We start from the raw sequence: 18,161 nt of genomic DNA, 5'->3' as shown, positions 1-18,161 counted from the left end.
AACACGCGACGTTAACGCATGAATGAAACGGATGATCACCGACATGATGGATGAACTCCTTGTCTTGAAGATGGACGGCTGCACGGTGCGCGGCCGTCCGGATGCGAACGATCGATTCGGGATGGACTGTGTGCCGGATGTCGGGCGATCAACAGATCGGGTGCGAACTGCCGGGTGTGCCGGGCCTACGTCTCGCAACGTTTGATCCGGATGTGAGGCTGAGGAGAAAAAGGGCATGAAAAATCCCCGTGCCATGGGTGAATCAGAAGTAGCACGGGGACGCTTGAAGGTCCGCGGGGTGCGGGTCCGCTAAGGGACGCGAGGGTATCCTGATGCGGTTGTCGTTACGCCCGTTAAATGGGCATGATGATTATACTATACATTTGTTTTGTAGATATGTCAAGTGGGTTATGTAAAAAAGTTCGTTCAAGTTTCCAGCTATTGGCATCGCTGCTAAATACAACCCCAATGATGCTTGTCATGCGCCTGCGACGCCGGAGCGCTCCGGGGATGTTGGAAATACCTGCTACACCCGCCTTGCCGACAAACACGCCATCTTTCCGTGTTGCAGTCCACACCTGAAATCTACAAATCCCAGGCTGGAAAGCAGGTTCTCGTGCGTTTCGATGGGCAACCGACGTGGATGATCGGGGTCGTCTTTTTCGAAGGGAAACACGAAATCCGAGTTGACTAGGATCCCGCCGGGAGCCAGGAGTCCGTGGGCTTGCCGGTAGACGGCTTCGAGGGCGTCGACGCCGCCGAGATCGTGTAGGGTCTGGAGGGTAAATACTGCGTCGAAGGGCCCGAGCCCGTTGGTCCAGGCGTCGCCCCTAAGGTCTGCGCGGATCAAGCTTGCGTTCTGGTGGCCGGCCGCTGCGAGCAACTTCCGCCCTTGTTGTACGAGCGCCGGCTCGATTTCGATCCCCGTGTACTCTACGGCACTTGTCCTTCCCGACTCCGACCCATCGAATAACGCACTTAACACGGCCTGGGCGAGTCCACCTGCTCCGACACCGAGTTCCAGCAAGCGGATCGTTGCGAGATCTTCGCTGGTGGGCGATTCCCCCTGGTGACGTTCGCGTTCGCGCCGTTCACCCCGCCATTCGACAAGCGTCTGCACGACGTAACCCGCCATCGCCGCGCGCTCGGGCCATCTCTGATCCAGGTCCTCCGTCCACGCATTGATGTAGTCCGGCCCCGTGAAATCCGAAAGCGCCATACCGGTGGTCCCTTAACGTTTCGTGCGGACAGGTCGGTTCGCATCAATCCAGAGCGTCCGAACACGCGACTGCTGGCAGGTCTGCGTCTACCTGCCCCGCGCCGCGCTGTGCCTGGTCGGTCTGCGTCGACTACCTGACCTGCCCGGCGCCGCTCCACGCTGCGTCTAATCCGTCCGTGTCGGCTTGCGCCCGTGACTGAAGGAATCAAGCCTCGGCGTATCGGGCGGCCAGTACACCGCGTCGTTGGACTCCTGCCAGGGGTTGCCGCAGAAATTGGTGAGGATGTGCCACTCGGCCGCGCCGATATCGGGGTCGGGATGGAAGAGGAACCGCTTCAGCCCGGCTTCCCTGGAGGCGTTCAGGATACCGGCCAGGTCCCGTGCCGGCATGGCGTCGCCCGCGTGCGGCGCGCGCCCCGTGGAGACCCAGCAGATGCACTTGTCCGTATCTCCGATGGCCTCCAGGGCGCGGCGGGTCTCCCCGTACACGATAGTGGAGAAGAACTCCTCGGGAAACCCCATTTCCATGTCCATGAGGGTGCGCACGCCCGGCAGGTCGATGCCGAAGAGCAGTTTCACCACGTCGAAGGCGTCCTCCTCGGTAAGCGACGGGTTCCACTTCCGCAGCCGCTGGACCCAGCGGGAGACCGTCCCGTACATGCCGTCGAACCCCCGGTGCCAGTAGTAGTGCTTGGGGAAGATGAAGTCGAACCAGGAGGCCATGGCGTGGTAGTCCTGGCAGGTCAGTGAGGAGAAGGCCGCCGTGCGCGGGATGCCGCCGAGTTCCACTTTCCGGTTGAGCTTGCCGACCTGTTCGGCCGTGGCGGCCATGAAGCCGAGGGCCACTTCGCGGCGGGCGCGAAGCCAGTAGAGGGCGTCCTCGTTAATGTCAAAGAGCTGCATCCCGGCGAGCATGCCGCCCGGTGCGCGGTACCGCACCTCGGCCGGGGTGAGCTGGTGGAACCGGTCCCACAGGTGTTCGATCCCCCGCTGGAGGCGGTCCATGTCGTACCCCAGGGCGGCGAAGCGCTCGTCCTCGCCGGGGCGGATCTCGAAAAGCTCTCCCCCGTGGTGGAAGGCGAGTTCGTAGTGCTGCTCACCCGGCCCGTCGATGAGGAAGCCATGGGCCTGGGGCAGGGCGTTCATGGCATCCTGGACCGTCGCGGCGTGGCTGATCGCTCCGTATGGATCTTCCTCTACGGGAAGGCGTCCCCCGCCGAGGCCCGCACCGAAGGTGATGATGTGCCAGCCCCTTTCCCTGGCGTCGTCGAGCATGGCCGCGAAGAGACGTTCCTTCTCGGGATCGCGGGGCGTATCGCCAGGCGGATCGACGCCGAAGGACCGGTATACGGCGGGATCGCTGCCAAAAACCGGCATCCTCGTGCCGTCGTCCCGTTCGAAGTGGAGATAGCCCACCACGATGCCGGTGACGCCCCCGTCCTGCCACGCGTCGAAGATCCGCTTGTAGTCGGAAATGTACCGTTCGAGGGGGTTGTGGACGAAGATCCAGGCTTCCATTTCGGTCTCCTTTTACGAGGTCAAAATTCGGCACAGGTGGGGGATGAACAGCCGATTGTCGGCCGCGACGTAGATCAGCTCGCCCCCCATGCGGCTGAAACTCTTGCCCATGCGGTTGTAGTAGGCCGGGTCGTCCATTGGCGGCTCCCCGGCGTTCCAGTCCCAGTCCTCCTCCGTGAGGTCGTTCACCGCGATGAAGGGGCGCACGGGACCGAGCCCGTCCTGCCTCCGCAGGTTGTTGGCGATCGAGACGGACTTTTCGAAGACCTGGGGCGCCATGATCGAGGAGCCGACAGACAGGAACACGCCGCCGTCGATGCGCGATACGCCCTCGGCGAAAACCTGGAAATCGATCATCCCCCCTCGCCCATAGGCGCCGCCGCCGGCCAGGGGATGGGTATAGACGATGTCGTACCCGATACCGGGATGCACGGTGAGCGGCACGCCCAGGCGACAGGCATTCCCGGTCAGTGAATGTTGCTTGTGGGGATGTTCGACGGCGTGGCGGCCCGGTGCGATTCCGTGGCGCACGATCGTCTGCAGGAGGTCGGCGCGGGCGGGCATGGCCTCGTCGTCCGCGGGATCGGCGGACCAGTCCACGAGCGCCTGCCGAAGTGCGGCCGGGTCGGGAATATGGTACCCGTCCTCGACGATCATCCGGCCCACCGACTCCCCGTAACCCAGGCCGTCCGCCGTGCCGGCCAGTACGGCCAGCGCCGTATGCCGGCCGGTCTCGTCCCACGTGCCGAAACGCCCCCGGGCGACATGGTCGCGTACGTCCTCCTCGGATCTTCCGTGGAAGGCGTATTCCCAGTCGTGGATAACGCCCGCGCCGTTGGTGGCCAGGTGGGTGACCCAGCCGTCTTCCATCATGCGCGTGACCACGGGGGCGAGCCCGTTCTTCACGAGGTGCGCGCCGTAGGCCAGCATGACGGACGCACCCCTGGAACGGGCATCGCGCATGCGGTCCGCTATCGTCCCGATCTGGCTGGTCTGGCGGGATGTAGCCGGGGGCAGCTGACCATCGGGATCGACGCGAATGTCGTCGATATGATGCTTGCTTGCCCGGTCCGCCAGCGATTCAACCTGCACCCTTCGGCCATCGATGCGCGGGTAGCCCATGGGCATCCGTTCCGGAGAAATGATGCATGGAGGAGAGGATCGATCGCCTGCCTGAAGGCTAATATACGTTTTTCAGATACCGATCTCGACGTTCTTGACCGACACGCCCCGGCGGGTGATTTCGAGATCGACCCGGCACGCTTCCGTGTCGATGAGGAGCCGGTAGGCGCCCGGCGTACCCGGGGCGAAGGAAACGGTGTCGATGACCTGGCCCTTCAGGGAGGCCAGGGCTTCGTTGGTCTCCGCGACGGCCTGCTTGACGGCCGTTCCCCGGGGCGTGCCGTTGAACAGCCGGAGGAGCCGCTTCTCGGCCACGGCGCTCTGGCGTCGTCGCACGCGGCCGGACTGCAGGGTGAGTTCGAGGATGTTCTCGAGGCTGGGGACGTTTTCCGGGGAAACCTGCCCTGTTTCGATGTCCCGCCGCAGGGCGAGATAGGGGATCCTGGCATCCTCGTCCGGCAGGGACGCGGTAAATCCGTCCAGCTCTTCCAGCAGCAGTTCCCGGTCCTGTTCGTCGAACCGCGGGACGCCGCCGTCACGACCCGGCACGGTTGTCCCTTTCGACCGCTCCGCCGCACACCACGGGCGGCGTGCGCTGTTTGTCGTGTCCCACGGGTCGTGGTGACGCCAAGGTGTCGCTTGCGGAAAACCCCGCGGCCAGGAAGGATTCCTCGGCCCCGCCGAGCCGGCAGGCGGATTCACGGACGATCCTGCGCAACAGGCGCAGGTAGAGGATAGCCGCGTTGCTCATTTTTCCACCTCCTCCGCCACCAGCGCTTCCATCTCGTGCTCGAAACCGCCGGTCTCCACCGGGCAGTGCATGCCGCATTCCTTGGGCGCGTTCTTTTCCCACCACCAGCGTCCCGCGCGCGAATCTTCACCGGGCTTCGTGACCCGCGTGCACGGCATGCAGCCGATGCTGGTATAGCCCTGTTCGTAGAGGGGATGCTTCGGGACGTCATAGAGCTCGATGTAGTCCCAGACCTCTTCCTGGGTCCAGTCCGCCAGGGGGCTGATCTTCGCCAGTCCGCCGTGGTCGTGGTCGATCTCGATCTTGCGGATGTTCGCCCGGCTCGCCCACTGGTCGCGCCGAAGCCCGGTGAACCACCCGTCCAGTCCCTCCAGGGCCCGCCGGATCGGTTCCACCTTGCGCACGTTGCAGCACTTGAACCGCGATTCCACCGACTTGTAGAACAGGTTCACGCCGTGGGCGCCCACCATGTTTTCCACCTGGAGCAGGTCGGGGAAATACACCTGTATATCGATGTCGTAGTGGTCGCGGACCTTGTCAATGAAATCGTAGGTCTCCTGGTGCAGCCGCCCCGTGTCCACCGTAAAGACGTGGATGTTCGGATCGATCTGCCAGGCCATGTCGAGCAGGACCATCCCCTCCGCCTGGAAACTCGTACACAGTCCGGCGCGCCGGCCCCAGCGGTCCAGGGCCCATTCGATCACGGCTTCGGGGGATTCCCCGTCGAACTCGATGGCCAATTGTCCGGCTTCGAACTCATCCAGGAAGTCGCGGCCGGGATGGTCCGGGCGGTCCGGGTGAGCCGAGTGGTTCAGGCGGTCCGGGTGTTCCAGGCGGTCCATGGTGCTCATTCCTCTCCTGTTGCTAATGCAACGACTTCGTTTCCCGTGGCAATCGCGGTCAACTCGTCATCGCTGTGGCGGTGAAAGAATCGCTGTATGGTCTCGTCGTCCGTTTTCTGATCAAGGTAAGCGCCGAACAGCCGTTCGGTATAGAGATGGACGGACTCCGCTGGCACGCGCCGGAGCACGGGCTGGCCGATGCCGGCCTGTCCGCTCAGGCCGCCGCGGAGGAACAGGTCGTATCCCCGCAGCCGCTCGCCGCCCTCGCCCCGTTCGCGGAGCGTCGTGGCCTGGAACCCTATATCGCCGATCCAATGGTGGGCGCAGGCGTGGGGACAACCGTCGAGGTTCAGCCGCAGCCCCCTCGCCTGGTCGCCGAAGACCCGCTCCATGTGTTCCACGATCTCCGCCATCTTGGTCTTGGTCTCCCCGACCGAATAGTTGCAGAAAGGCTCGCCGGTGCAGGCGATGCTGGTGCCGCGCAGATCGTTGACCTCCATGGGAAAACTGATGTCGGCCACCGCAGTGGTGACCGATTCGAGCTTGTCTTCGGGGATGTCCGTGAGAATGACGTTCTGGCGGCGGGTCAAGCGGAATTCGCCCCCGTAGCCCTCGGCCAGGTCGGCCAGCTGGATCATCTGCGTGCCGGTGCACAGTCCCAGGAACACCGGAAAGCCGGCGTAGTACAATCCTTTCTGCACCTGTTCGTGTATGCCCGTGTGGTCGTGCTCCACCTCGGGCGGCGCGGGTGCCTCGCCATCGTCCAGCCGGTATCCCAGGCGGGTTTCCACGCGCTCGCGGTAGGCTTCGACGCCCAGGTCGGCGACCATGAACTTCAGCCGGGCCTTCACGCGGGACATGCGGTACTTGAGGTCTTCCTTCCACACGTCGATGATGGCGCGCAGTACCGGGATCACGTCGTCCACGGGCACGAAGACGCCCAGGTCGCTCGAAAGCCGCGGCCAGGTGGACAGTCCGCCGCCGATGCGTACGGCGAATCCGGGGTTGTCTGCTTGCTTGATCCCTATCAGGCTGATGCAGTTGATCTCGGGCGCGTTGCACTGGAGGGGGCAGCAGGAGATGGTGATCTTGTGCTTGCGCGGCAGGTCGCAGTAATCGGGGTTCCCGTAGAAGAAATCGGCGACTGCCTCGATGACCGGTCGGGCGTTGAAGAGTTCGTCGGCGGCCAGACCAGCCACGGGGCAGCCCGTGATGTTCCGCACGGTGTCGCCGCATCCCCCGCTCGTGGACAGCCCCGCGTCGTTCAGCGTTTCGAAGATCCGGGGCAGGTCGTTCAGTTTCATGCCGTGAAGCTGGATGTTCTGGCGCGTGGTCAGCTCGCCGTAGTCGCCGCCGAAGTCCTGGGAGACCCGGCCGATGGTGCGCAGTTTGTGGGGCGTGAGCCGTCCGCCCGGCAGCTTGACCCGCATCATGAAATGGCCCACCTTGGGCTTGTCATGATACAGCCCGTACCACTGCAGGCGTACCACGTCCTCCTCCGATATCTCCTCGTAGCCCCGGTCGATCAGCTCCGGCAGGTCGTTAATGACCTCCATGGGCGCCTTCTCGTGCTTGAGCCGTTCCACGTAGTTGCGCTTCCGGACCAGGTCCCAGGTGGGTTCCGGTTGTTCGCGCCGGGGTCTACGGACCGCTTTTGCCATTTTGTTCCCGTTCGAGGTGCGTCTGGCAGGTAAGTCTGACCATGATTTATTGAAAACGAACTTCCAGTATACCGGGGCCGGAAAGGGGCGTCAATAGAAAAATTACAATCTTGATCATTTTAGTAAATATTACCTGTTGGACATGGCGCAAGTATTTGGTTTACGAGATTCGGGCCGTCGATCACACTAATTCGAATAGAGGGTCAAAACTGTGCCGGAGCGCGGCGGGATTCATCCTGCGCTGAAGGATCTTGAATAGGGCACTCAGGAAGAAAGGCGGGGACATCCATGTCGGAATCTTTGAACCATGAAGGCAGGATAAGCCGACTCGAGGGGATAGTCGAGCAAATCGACAGGAGATTGGGAACAATAGAAAGGGTGGGCTTTACCTTGCTCGCGGTCCTGTTGGCCGGCGTTGCTTCGATTCTGGCCGGCGTAGTTTCGATTCTTGTTAAAATATGGTCTCAGTGAGTGATGAACGGGAAGGTTGCCGGGACCGGAATCAACTGTCTTCACCCGATTCCTCATGCGATCCTTCATCCGATCCTTCACCGGACTCCTCGTTCCGCTTGTTCCGCATCCACAGCCAATACGCCGGGATGCCCAACGAGGTGATGGTCAGCCCGATCAGGGTATTTCCGGGATCGCTGATGACGATGGACACGAAGAAGATCACGCCGATGAGCACGAAGATCGCGGGCGTGACGGGATACCCGAGGGTGCGGTAGGGCCGGGGCACGTCGGGACGGGTGCGCCGGAAGATGAACACGCTGAAGGTGGTCGTGATGTAGAATAGCCACAGGGAGCCGGTCCGCGCCGCGATGATGGCGCCCCAGTCGCCCAGAAAGATGATATTGAGGATGCCCACGACGGCCAGGAACACGACGGCGTTGGCAGGCGTTCGGTAGCGCGGGTGCACGCGCGCTACCCAAGAGAAGAACATCTTCTCGCGGGCCATGGCGAAGAAGACGCGCGGTCCGGTCAGCATGCCGGCGTTCACGGTGCCGAAGGTGGAGATCATGGCGGTTGCGGCGATGAAAGCTGCTCCGATCGGTCCGACGAGCAATTGCATGGTCTCGGATGCGACGCGTTCGCTCTGGGCGACGCCCGTGTTGGAAAGCACCAGCAGGTAGGCGCTATTCACGAGCAGGTAGACGACGGTGGTGATGGCGAGACCCAGTATGATGGACAGGGGCACCCATCGTCTCGGATTCTTGATCTCCTCCGCCACGTAGGTCGACCCGTCCCACCCGTCGTAGGCGCCGAAGGATGCCATCATGCCGAGGCTGACCATGCTGAGGAACCCGATCGTGAGGGTGGAATCGGAAGGCCAGACCGGTTGGAAATTACTCGTGTCGGGCGTGATCCCGAAGGCAAGGGCGACCATGAGAAGCAACCCGCCCACCTTGAGGAAGGAGGACAGGTTCTGAACGAGTCCCCCGAACCGCACGCCCAGGTAATTGATGAAGGCCAGGATGATCAGGGCGATAATTGCCACGCCCCGCATGGCCCAGTCCGGGTATGGACTGTACTGGCTGACGAAATAACCCAGGTAGGTGGAAAATACGATGGAGATGGCCGCCAGGTCGCAGGGACGTATGACCAGGAGCGAGGTCCACCCGAAGAGAAACCCCCACAGCCGCCCGTAGGCTTCCTTCAGAAATACGTACAGGCCGCCCGAACGCGGCATCATGCCGCCCAGTTCGGCGAAAGTCAACGCGCCGCAGAAGGCCATGAAGGCGCAGATGACCCAGACCAGGAGGTTCCAGCCGGAAGTACCCACGTATCCGGCCACGATGGCGGGACCCGCGAAGATGCCGGAACCGACGATCCCACCGATAATTACGGTCGTCGCCGTGACCGGTCCCAGGTCCCGCTTGAGTTCGGTCTCTTCCCCGAAGGAATCGGATCGGGCGTCCCTCTGAGCATCGCTCATGGCTGCCTCGAATGAGTTTTCCGGATGGATTGTTAAACGGAGATGTGCTTAATGTGGTCTTTATGCCGGTGCGTGTAAATGATTAATCGCGCGATCCGGTAATCAGGCCATTACGGCACGCCGCCCCAGGGCACCCATCTCGGCGCTGTCCGAGGGCACCCATCTCGCTCCGGTGATCATTCGGCCATAGCGTCCGCGGTTCAGTCCCCGTTCGCGATGCCTAGTCCAAGGATCCGGTCGGCGTTGCGCCAGAGGATCTTCTCGCACACCTCGGGAGCGATGTGCCCCTCGTCCCGCCGGGCGCGAAGCCATTCGATATGCTGGAAATCGAGCTCGGCGTCCGTGTGATCGAGTCCGAGCAACAGGCGGTCCTGGAACTCGTCCAGGAACTCGAAGGTGAAGGCCGGGTCGCGGGTCAGGGCATTGAAACCGGAGCCCGCCGACAGATCGCCGCACAGGTTGGGATAGGTCCTGAACAGCCGGTGCAAGGTTCCGCCGGGCGCCACGGGCGTCCTGGGATAGCCTTCCTTCCGGTCGGCCGTCAGGTCGCCGCTGATCTCGCTCCAGAAGGAGGCGCTGTGGCCGAAGAAGCGCAGGTTCGGAAACCGCTGAAGGGCCTTTTCGAACCGTGGAAAGCCCAGTTCGTCGATCAGTCCGTAGGTAATCACTTCAGGAGGAGAAGTGTGAAAGGTCACGGGCAGACCCAGGTCCTCGCAGGCGGCGAAGAGATTCCAGAGCCGGGGATCGTCCCAGTACACCCGGCAGGTCAGTTCCCCCACGCCCCTGACCCCGCGGGCCACGTACTGATCCAGCACATCGCGGAACGCGTCCACGCTGTCCAGGTCGCACCTGCGCACGTCGAAATCGCAGAAAGGGATGAACCGCCCGGGGTAGAGCCGGCAGATGTCGAAGACCTCGCCCATGCTCTGGGGTTCCCCGATCACCTCGGCGGACGTGAGCGGCAGGATCACCGCCTTGTCGATCCCCTTCTCGTCCATGCGCCGGACCTGCTCTTCGGCCGACATCATGGGCAGGCCGTTGTTGCGTTTCTTCAGCACCGGCCAGCGGAATACGTGGGCGTGAATGTCGATGACCATGATGATCCTTTTCCTTACGCTACGGTCTTCAGTCGTACGGCGGGAAGCCGTTTCAACTGCTGGTTCAGCGGGTCTACCTCGATACCGACGGATTCCAGCGCGGTAACGCCCAGAAGCGGCTCCGCACCAGGCTCACCGAATAGCACGGTCCCGCCTACGTGTTCACCCATGAATCCTATGTCCGCCGTGGTGACGTCCATGACCAGATCGCTGCCATCGGCCAACTGGTACGTCCGTTGGCCTTTGGGCCGGAGACCTATGGCTTCCAGATGTGGTCTTGGGACGAGTGTATCGGTCGCCCCGGTGTCGACCAGAAAAAGCCCCTCCCAGTGCCGTTCCGGATCTCCGGGATTGGTGATTCTTACCGTAACATAGGTTGCGCCCATTTCGTGTCTCCTTCCGGGAAAGCCCGACGTGTTTCGTACAACTAGTTCCCGGGAATGGCTGGCTGTGGTTAGTCGATCCGGAACAGGCCAGCGATACCCAGTTTATCACAATGTTAATCGAAATAGTCGAAACCCGGCCCATCCGTATCGAGCTTTAGTTCAAGAAGTTCGTCTAGAGGTACGAGATCTAGCCTTTCTTCGGGTAGGAAACCGGAAAAACGCCTAACCGGGAGATCAGAATGGCGGCGCGAAACCACCCTTGCCCTCGCCGAGATTGGGAAGTCGATCCTGAAGGACATCCTTTACCGTTCGGTAATGTTCGAGATATGCCTTACCGAACTGTGCTCTATCTGTATCGAGTTTTTCCGCCATGAGGTCGAACGCTTGATCTCTCGTAGCAGCAACGAACTTCCCTTTTTGAAAGTGAAAAGGTTGTATGATGAACCTTTTGACACCTGTATCTAGAAGCTGTTCCGCGAAGTTATCCGCCTCTTTCACAAGCAAGAGCGGTGTCATTGTTATGCATGTATCAACACCCGAACTCTGAACTTCAGAGATCGCTCGTAGTCGAACCGTGTTTGACGGACAGAACGGCTCGAACGTACGCCGAACATCCTCGTCATCTGTCGTAACCGTCATGTTCACCCGGACGCGACCTCCGTTGTCTTCGATTTTCTGGAACAGGTCGCAGTCTCGAACTACGTCGGGGCTTCGGGTTTGTACAACCAATTTGGGTTTGGGGTCTGTTTTATGCTGTGGTCCATCCTGTATCAGAAACAACTGACCGTCAGCCTCATGGGATGAAAGACCAGCCATAATCTTAAGTAAACCACGAGTTAGTTCGATTTTTCGCTCGATTGGTTGATATGGATCGGTCACGCTGCTCATGTAGATCACTTTATCATCAATAAATCCAGGTTTATTCTTAAGTTTATCCGATAGTAATTCGACAGCGTTGGATTTGATTTTAACCCATTTACCCCAGCTATCCCGCTCGTCTGCTTTCCTACTAAAAAAAGCAGCGTAGCAGTATGTACAACCGAATGAGCACCCGCTGTATGGATTCAGTGTAAAGTCGTAGGCATCCATGAATCCAGAGGCACGAGTTAGGATATCTTTTGCAGGTGTGTAGAAAATCAAAGCCTGACCTAGCTGTATTATTCGAGTCAAAACTAGAGATATTGGGTTGCTTGAGATTAATACATCGTCTTTAAACACAACTTCTGTGATTTGAGGCACAGATGATTGTCGATGAAGTTATTTGGATTACAATATGGTCATTCAATCAGTGTATATTTTTCCGTAAGTAAACGTGAAAAGTATAACCTTTAGGAGATGTCCACTTTACAGACCAAGAACTAAGGTAATCACGTATAAAACCCCCGTCGACTCCCGATTTGGTTAGCCAATCGTGTGGCTTCAATAAGTGCTTCGAAAGCTCTTTTCTCAATTTTGTAGTTTCTGGCAGATTGCCCCTAAAGAACGGATCTACTCGACCAATTGTTAGTAATGGATCATAGTCTTTGTTATCGATCCCAAGGGAAAGTTCATCTAAGACTTCTTCCTTTTTCTTATGAGTCGTAAGGAAAACAGCCACAGGTTTAAATCGATCCAAAATAACCGACATATCGTGTGCGACGTCTGCTACGTTATCTGAATAGGCGCAATGTATCGCAGATACAAAGCACGGTACCAAAGTAGGTGAGTCTTGGAGAGAGTTTATATGGTTGTGAAGATGCAACTCTATTGAACTGAAAATGTTACACATCGGATGATCTGGATGTCTAGTTTTTAAACTGTCGACGAACCGATACCAGGCTTTCTGCCCTATGCGGACCATGGCCGGGCTCTTATCTACGCAGTCGACAGTGATGGACGTTACTTTAGAACCTTTAGACAGCGCATTCGCAGCGACGACAGCTAAAGCGAATACCATAGCAAGAGCACCACAGCCGAAATCAACTATACGGAGTTTTCCGTCGCATAGTCCAAACAGATTCCCATTCCATCCACAACCCTGTTCGTCCTCATATGACAGGTTATTCTCTAATCCGCTTAGCACCTCATATGCAATGTTGATCTGATTTGGTTGAAACCAGGTCAGGTAAAACAAAGCATCCCAGTCGTTGTAATCTGGAATACCATCTAATCGTAGTCGTCTTAGTGAATCTAAGGCCTTCTCTACAGAAAAAAGTGCATAGAAACGGTCATCCGTATCCCGCACGATCCCTGCTAATCGTTTCCATTGTTCAATCGCAATACTCGCTATTGCAATATCAATGATATCTTGAACGTGTTGTTTTTCCTCATAATCCATCAAATCGGTATTCCTATTTAGAACGTAAAACATTCGTTCTCTTTGGGGAAATCACCCCAACCCCCACACCTCCTCCGCCGTACCCCCCAGCAACCGGTCTTTCTGGTCGTCGGTCAGAAAGTCGTACCCCTCCCGGACCAGCCGAAGCTCGTCGGCCAGCGACAGCCAGTTGTGCTTCACCCGGTGATGACCCGGGTACCCTGTGCCCCACATGGCCCGTTTCACCCCGAAGGCGTTCAGGAGTGCGCGGACAAAAGGGTGCATGTCAAGGAAGGGGAAGGGTTCCCGCGACCGCCCCTTCACGTCCGAGATCTTCACGAACATCCGCTCGTGCCGGGCGAGGTCGAGAATCGGCTGGAAAACCTCCATCCCGGTTTCCGGATCGGGATATCCCATGTGGTCGATGATCAGCGTCATGGCCGGATGGCGCCGGGCAATCTCGTCGATCTGGGGCGAATTCCATGGCTTCATGTGGAACTGGACCACCGCGTCGCGCACGGCGAGTTCCTCCCACATGGCCCGGTTGCCTTCAGCCACGAGTATTTGCTCGTCCGGATAGTAGAATGGGTGGAAACGGAAACCGACCAGCCCTCGATCCTCCATCCAATGCCGGACCTGCTCCGCGTTCCCTTCGGTATCCTGCGGGTCGATCAGGCCGTGCCCCACGAACCGGTCCGGAAACCGGGCCACGGAATCGGACATGTACCCGTTGTCCCACGTCGACCACGACGTCTGCACCAGCACGCTCGCGTCCACGCCGTTGGCGTCCATGTCCTCGATCAACTCGTCGGCCGTACCGGGCTCGTCCGGCTCCGCCGTCCATGTCGGCGCGGTGGGCCCCACCGGGTACCGGGGCGGGTCGATCTCCCAGACGTGTACGTGGGTATCGACAATCATGGAGCGCTTCCTTTTCTATGAATTTGATTTACGATTTGATAGTTGATTAGTTTTGATATCCGGCAAAGTGCGAGTTTTTCTTGGTAACTCACGACTAATGCTTTTATGCGGGAGAAACTAACCCACGTGAATGAATCATACAGTCGAAAAGAGGTGATCAAATTGACTGCAATGCCTGCTATGCTCGTATCAGAACAGATTCTTTTCGAAAGGTCTGCGATTAACATACCAACCGATCCTATGCAGGTACTCAAACTCGTGTACCTTTCTCATGGTTGGGTGTTAGGAATTCACAGCGAGCCGTTGATCGGTGAACCGGTGGAAGCATGGACTTACGGGCCGGTTGTGCCAAGTGTGTATTTCACGTATAAGCGCTTCGGCAGAAACCCCATAACAGACGATACACAGGATGTGAGTTTCGGTTTTTCGGATGAACAACTGGATATCATTCGAGCGGTGCTAGACATATACAAGGATACTCCCGGTGCGACCTTGTCGGCCATTACACATAAAAAGGGTAGTCCTTGGGATATTACATATCATAAGTACGGAACCGGCTCGATTATTCCAAATGACCTTATCAAGAACTACTACATATCCCTGATCGAGAAAGCCAACGATGAGCATTAGACCAAAGAAAGAGACGGTAGATTCGGTACCCGCCGATCAAAATCAAGAATCGAGAACCCTATTCGATGATGCGGAGATGCTTTCATATCGAGAGAAACAGGAAGCCATCAACAGAGATTTTGAAAGTAGGATAAGCAGGTTAACGGGGTATTCGGATTTCTTTTTCAAATTACTCGGACCAACTGTCGCGATTATAACAGCCATCATCAGTTTGGTTTTGCACTTCATTCCAACAAGGTAATTCAGTCACGAGTCAACCAGAACGTCGTTCACACATTGCACGTGTCATAGGCCGCCTGCATCGCCGCCAGCGGGTCGCCCAGGGGCACGAACTCGTGGCCCACGAAGCCCGTGTACCCGGACTCGGCGATGGCGCGCATGACGGGCGGGTAGTAGATCTCCTGGGTCTCGTCGAGATCGTTCCGGCCGGGGTTGCCCGCCGTGTGGAAGTGGCCGATGTGCGCGATGTTGTCCCGGATGGTCCGGATCAGGTCGCCTTCCATGATCTGCATGTGGTAGATGTCATAGAGCAGCTTGACCCGCGGCGAGCCGACGCCCTCGCAGACCGATACGCCCCAGTCCGTGTAATCACACTGGTAGTCCGGGTGGTTCACCTTGCTGTTGAGCAGTTCCATGCACAGGGTAACGCCTTTCTCCTCGGCGGCCTTCGACACCCGTAGCAGGCCCTCGATGCAGTTGTCGCGTCCTTCGTCGTCCGACTTGCCCTCCCGGTTGCCCGAGAAGCAGATCAGGCTCGGAATGTCGTACGCTACGGCCTGGTCCATGTTGGCCAGCAGTTCGTCCTCGATACGGTCGTGGTTCTCCCGTTTGTTCAACCCGTCGGGCAGGGAAGCATGGCCCACGACGATGGCGATGTCCATGCCCGCGTCGCGCACCTGGTCCCAGTGCTCCTCCGGCAGCATCTCGACGGACGCGTAGCCCATACGCGCCGCTGCCCGGATAAGCGATTCCGGGGTTAGGCCGCCCCGGTTGAAACAGCCGAAACAGATGGACTGCCTGATGGTGCTCATTGAAGTCTCCTGTCAGATGTGGCGCGCCGTCACCCGTACGCGCCGTGTTCCAGGAACCCGAACAGGCGTTTCTGGCGGGGATCGGCGTCACGGTACACGTGCTCGGGCATGGTGTAGTTGATGAAGGGGTAGTACTTGTGGCCGATTACGCGCCTGGCGTAGGTGATCTGGGTGATGTACCGCGTACGGCCGCTCCGGTTCGGCCCGCCCCGGTGCCAGACCTGGTTGTTGAACATGACCACGCTACCCGCCGGACCGAGATTGTAATGGATCCGGTCCTCCCACTCGGTGCCCTCGAGCGAATCGGGACAGGGGCGTCCGAAGAGGTGGGAACCCGGGATGACTTCCGTGCCGCCGTGTTCGGGTTCGGTGACGTCGGTGAGGTAGTAGTTGCAGGTGAAGAAGAGGACCGGGAGCTGGATATTCGCGGGCGTCTCGCCGTCCGTTACCAGGAAATGGGGCGCGTCGTCCTGGTGCCACCGGAAGGATCCGCCGGTCCGGGTGACGAAGGAGTTGTTGTGGATGACGTGGCAGTTCTCGGCCACCAGCACCTCGGCGAAACCGACGATGGGCTCCAGGTCGAAGAGGCGGCGGTTCGTCTCGCTGAACTCGAACATGCGGTGGCACAGCGCCATGTGCTCGCTGACCGAATTCAGCCCGTTCGGGTTCTCCCGCAGGCCGTAGTCCAGGTCCCCGCGCAGGGCTTCGCACCAGTCGGGCGGCAGCACGTTCTCCAGGAAGAGAAAACCCTGGCGGTTGAATGTATCTACCCATTCCTGGATCTGCGCCTGGTCCGCGGCGTGGCCGCCCAGGGGGATTGTATCGGTGGTCATTACGTATTCCGAATGTGAGGTATAAAATCACGTACAAGGCGCGCATGTTCCGAATGTACGTAGCATCGAATTAAACCCCGCAGAATGGACAAGGCAAGGGATAAGTCCGATCGAATCGGGATGGACGCCGCCCGTCTTTCTGCGCAGGTTTTTACGATTTTATCTTGACTTTCTTGTTATAACTAGTTATCTGACTAGTTAGATAACGCACGCTCTGATCCAGCGAGAAACCTTAATCTCCAGTCAGGAGGCTTCATGGACAGGGAATGGCAGGTCCAGGAAGCGAAGGCGAAGTTCAGCGAACTGCTCGAAACCAGCCGGTCCGCGGGCCCGCAGGTCGTGACCAAGCGGGGCGTGAAAACGGCCGTCCTGGTTTCCATCGAAGAGTGGGAAAGGATGAAGCATTCGGCCAGGTCCGGCCTGAAAGATCTGCTGCTGTCGCCGGAAGCGCGCACCGACGCCCTGACGCCACTGCGTGAAAAGCGCCGAACGAGCGGTGCGGCGGGCGTGGAATAACCCATGTATCTCCTGGATACCGACGTCGTATCGGAACTTCGCAGAAATCAGCCCCCCCGCGGTGCGCTGGCGTGGTTTGCAGACGTGGCCCCGGACCAGGTGTACCTTTCCGCCGTGACCGTCGGCGAAATCCAGACGGGTATCGAGTTCACCCGCGCAAAGGATGCCACCGGGGCGGCGGAGCTGGAATCCTGGCTGGGCAAGTTGGTGGATACCCACCGTATCCTCCCCATGGACCCGGCCGTCTTCCGCGTGTGGGGAAGGCTCCTTTACCGCCGATGGGACATCCGCATGACAGACGCCATGATCGCGGCTACGGCCGTGGTTCACCGGTTGACCGTGGTGACCCGGCATACCGGCGATTTCGGCCGGCTCGGCGTGCAAACGCTCAATCCATTCGAGAAGGGACCGGTCTCGTGAAAAGGAGAGCCCGCCATGTATGACGTAGACGCCATCGCCGCCTTCGACCGGGAGAACGTGGCGGACATCAAGGCCCGCCAGGGCCGGATCAACGAGGACGGACGCGCGGCCGGGCTGAAGATCACGGACGTGCGCACCTACCGCGTGCTGATGCCGTGGCGGGGCACGAAGCGCTGGGACGGGTCCGCTGAGGGGTTCTCATTCGCCGAATTCGAAACAGACCAGGGCCTGGTGGGCGTAGCCGAAGGTTTGTCCAGCGAGGCCGACGAGCTGCGTTCCCGGGTCCTGGGTAAAAACCCCTTCGATCCGGAAATCCGCGGATTGATGGGCCTGGCCTACTGGGACCTTGCCGGCAAGATCGCCGGCAAGCCCCTCTACCGGTACCTGCGCGAAATATTCGAACTGGACACGCCCGTGGCCACGAAGATCCCGATCGCGGCGTATACCTGGTACCGCTTCCCCGACGTGAACGGTGAGAACGAGGTGACCTTCGACACCTATCCGCACCACGTGAAGTCGCTCATGGAGGACGAGACTTTCAGGATCATCAAGCTGTCCATGTGCGATTTCGAGCCCCATCGATACATCGAGCTCGTCCACAACATCCGCGACGAGGCCGGCTTCGACGTGGATATCCGCGTCGATCCCCACGCGTCGTGGAGCGAGAGCGAAGCCCTGCGGTTCATGCAGGGGGTGGAGGACTGCCGGATCGAATGGATCGAGGAACCCGTCGGCGGCCGGTTCGAGAACATCTTCCGCGCCGGCCACCGCCTGCGGCTCATGAGCAGTATTCCCATTTCCTCCCATGCCTGGCTGCCGCCGCTTCGGCGTGACGCGGCGCCCCGTCCCTACGGCGCTTATGTTTCCGGCCGTTACGGCGACGAGACGCTGGACCAGCCTCTGGACCTGGGCGTCATGCGCCGCCACGTGGCCGCCGACGTGTCCGCGCCGGACGCCTACGCGGGGCCGCTGGCCCTCAAGCGGT

19 protein-coding genes are annotated in these 18,161 nt (G+C 59.5%); 4 read left to right on the top strand and 15 right to left on the bottom strand.

The window, feature by feature from the left end:
- Positions 1-526: 526 nt before the first annotated feature.
- The 13 genes from OXG98_04310 to OXG98_04250 form a co-directional block, all read right to left on the bottom strand.
- Positions 527-1,219: a class I SAM-dependent methyltransferase gene (locus OXG98_04310; GenBank protein MCY3771227.1), complete on the bottom strand. Its 693-nt coding sequence runs from the start codon at positions 1,217-1,219 to the stop codon at positions 527-529.
- 165 nt (positions 1,220-1,384) lie between these two features.
- A complete protein-coding gene (locus OXG98_04305) occupies positions 1,385-2,737 on the bottom strand; it encodes a hypothetical protein (GenBank protein ID MCY3771226.1) in 1,353 nt (450 codons plus the stop codon).
- Between the two features lie 12 nt (positions 2,738-2,749).
- Positions 2,750-3,859 (bottom strand): hypothetical protein, encoded by a 1,110-nt coding sequence (locus tag OXG98_04300; protein ID MCY3771225.1) that lies wholly within the window; start codon positions 3,857-3,859, stop codon positions 2,750-2,752.
- A gap of 72 nt (positions 3,860-3,931) precedes the next feature.
- The gene (locus OXG98_04295) at positions 3,932-4,408 is read right to left on the bottom strand and encodes a hypothetical protein (GenBank protein MCY3771224.1); all 477 of its coding nucleotides are present in this window, start codon (positions 4,406-4,408) and stop codon (positions 3,932-3,934) included.
- Entirely contained in the window at positions 4,395-4,610 is a 216-nt protein-coding gene (locus OXG98_04290; protein MCY3771223.1) for a hypothetical protein, read from the bottom strand. The genes OXG98_04295 and OXG98_04290 overlap by 14 nt, the downstream gene beginning before the upstream one ends.
- Positions 4,607-5,461: a phosphoadenylyl-sulfate reductase gene (locus tag OXG98_04285; GenBank protein ID MCY3771222.1), complete on the bottom strand. Its 855-nt coding sequence runs from the start codon at positions 5,459-5,461 to the stop codon at positions 4,607-4,609. The genes OXG98_04290 and OXG98_04285 overlap by 4 nt, the downstream gene beginning before the upstream one ends.
- The gene (locus OXG98_04280) at positions 5,458-7,113 is read right to left on the bottom strand and encodes a nitrite/sulfite reductase (protein MCY3771221.1); all 1,656 of its coding nucleotides are present in this window, start codon (positions 7,111-7,113) and stop codon (positions 5,458-5,460) included. Before OXG98_04280 ends, OXG98_04285 begins: the two co-directional genes overlap by 4 nt.
- A 502-nt stretch (positions 7,114-7,615) precedes the next feature.
- On the bottom strand, positions 7,616-9,049 hold the full coding sequence (locus tag OXG98_04275; GenBank protein MCY3771220.1) for an amino acid permease: 1,434 nt from the start codon (positions 9,047-9,049) through the stop codon (positions 7,616-7,618).
- 200 nt (positions 9,050-9,249) lie between these two features.
- Positions 9,250-10,146 (bottom strand): amidohydrolase family protein, encoded by an 897-nt coding sequence (locus OXG98_04270; GenBank protein MCY3771219.1) that lies wholly within the window; start codon positions 10,144-10,146, stop codon positions 9,250-9,252.
- A gap of 14 nt (positions 10,147-10,160) precedes the next feature.
- Positions 10,161-10,532, bottom strand: a complete 372-nt coding sequence (locus tag OXG98_04265) for a clan AA aspartic protease (protein MCY3771218.1) — start codon at positions 10,530-10,532, stop codon at positions 10,161-10,163.
- A gap of 234 nt (positions 10,533-10,766) precedes the next feature.
- Positions 10,767-11,621 carry a radical SAM protein gene (locus OXG98_04260; protein MCY3771217.1) on the bottom strand — a complete coding sequence of 285 codons (855 nt, stop codon included), beginning with the start codon at positions 11,619-11,621 and terminating at the stop codon, positions 10,767-10,769.
- Positions 11,622-11,817: 196 nt separating this feature from the next.
- Positions 11,818-12,849 (bottom strand): hypothetical protein, encoded by a 1,032-nt coding sequence (locus OXG98_04255; GenBank protein ID MCY3771216.1) that lies wholly within the window; start codon positions 12,847-12,849, stop codon positions 11,818-11,820.
- Positions 12,850-12,900: 51 nt separating this feature from the next.
- Positions 12,901-13,746, bottom strand: coding sequence for an amidohydrolase family protein (locus OXG98_04250; GenBank protein ID MCY3771215.1), 846 nt, complete (start codon positions 13,744-13,746; stop codon positions 12,901-12,903).
- Positions 13,747-13,872: 126 nt separating this feature from the next.
- Between OXG98_04250 and OXG98_04245 the strand changes: the two genes are divergently transcribed.
- On the top strand, positions 13,873-14,376 hold the full coding sequence (locus OXG98_04245) for a DUF4065 domain-containing protein (GenBank protein MCY3771214.1): 504 nt from the start codon (positions 13,873-13,875) through the stop codon (positions 14,374-14,376).
- A gap of 269 nt (positions 14,377-14,645) precedes the next feature.
- Here the strand turns inward: OXG98_04245 and OXG98_04240 are convergent, their stop codons facing one another.
- The gene (locus tag OXG98_04240; GenBank protein ID MCY3771213.1) at positions 14,646-15,407 is read right to left on the bottom strand and encodes a TIM barrel protein; all 762 of its coding nucleotides are present in this window, start codon (positions 15,405-15,407) and stop codon (positions 14,646-14,648) included.
- A gap of 29 nt (positions 15,408-15,436) precedes the next feature.
- Positions 15,437-16,240, bottom strand: coding sequence for a phytanoyl-CoA dioxygenase family protein (locus tag OXG98_04235; GenBank protein MCY3771212.1), 804 nt, complete (start codon positions 16,238-16,240; stop codon positions 15,437-15,439).
- A 255-nt stretch (positions 16,241-16,495) separates the two neighbouring features.
- On the opposite strand from OXG98_04235, the gene OXG98_04230 reads away from it, so the two are divergent.
- The 3 genes from OXG98_04230 to OXG98_04220 form a co-directional block, all read left to right on the top strand.
- On the top strand, positions 16,496-16,756 hold the full coding sequence (locus OXG98_04230) for a type II toxin-antitoxin system Phd/YefM family antitoxin (protein ID MCY3771211.1): 261 nt from the start codon (positions 16,496-16,498) through the stop codon (positions 16,754-16,756).
- Positions 16,757-16,759: 3 nt separating this feature from the next.
- The gene (locus tag OXG98_04225; GenBank protein ID MCY3771210.1) at positions 16,760-17,176 is read left to right on the top strand and encodes a type II toxin-antitoxin system VapC family toxin; all 417 of its coding nucleotides are present in this window, start codon (positions 16,760-16,762) and stop codon (positions 17,174-17,176) included.
- Between the two features lie 15 nt (positions 17,177-17,191).
- On the top strand, positions 17,192-18,161 hold a 970-nt coding region (locus OXG98_04220; protein ID MCY3771209.1), incomplete at its 3' end, for a hypothetical protein.

The sequence above is a fragment of the Gemmatimonadota bacterium genome (genome assembly GCA_026706345.1).
Classification (GTDB): Bacteria; JAAXHH01; JAAXHH01; order JAAXHH01; family JAAXHH01; genus JAAXHH01.
The sequence above is the reverse complement of the archived record's forward strand: the minus strand, read 5'-3'. Positions and strand labels throughout refer to the sequence as shown.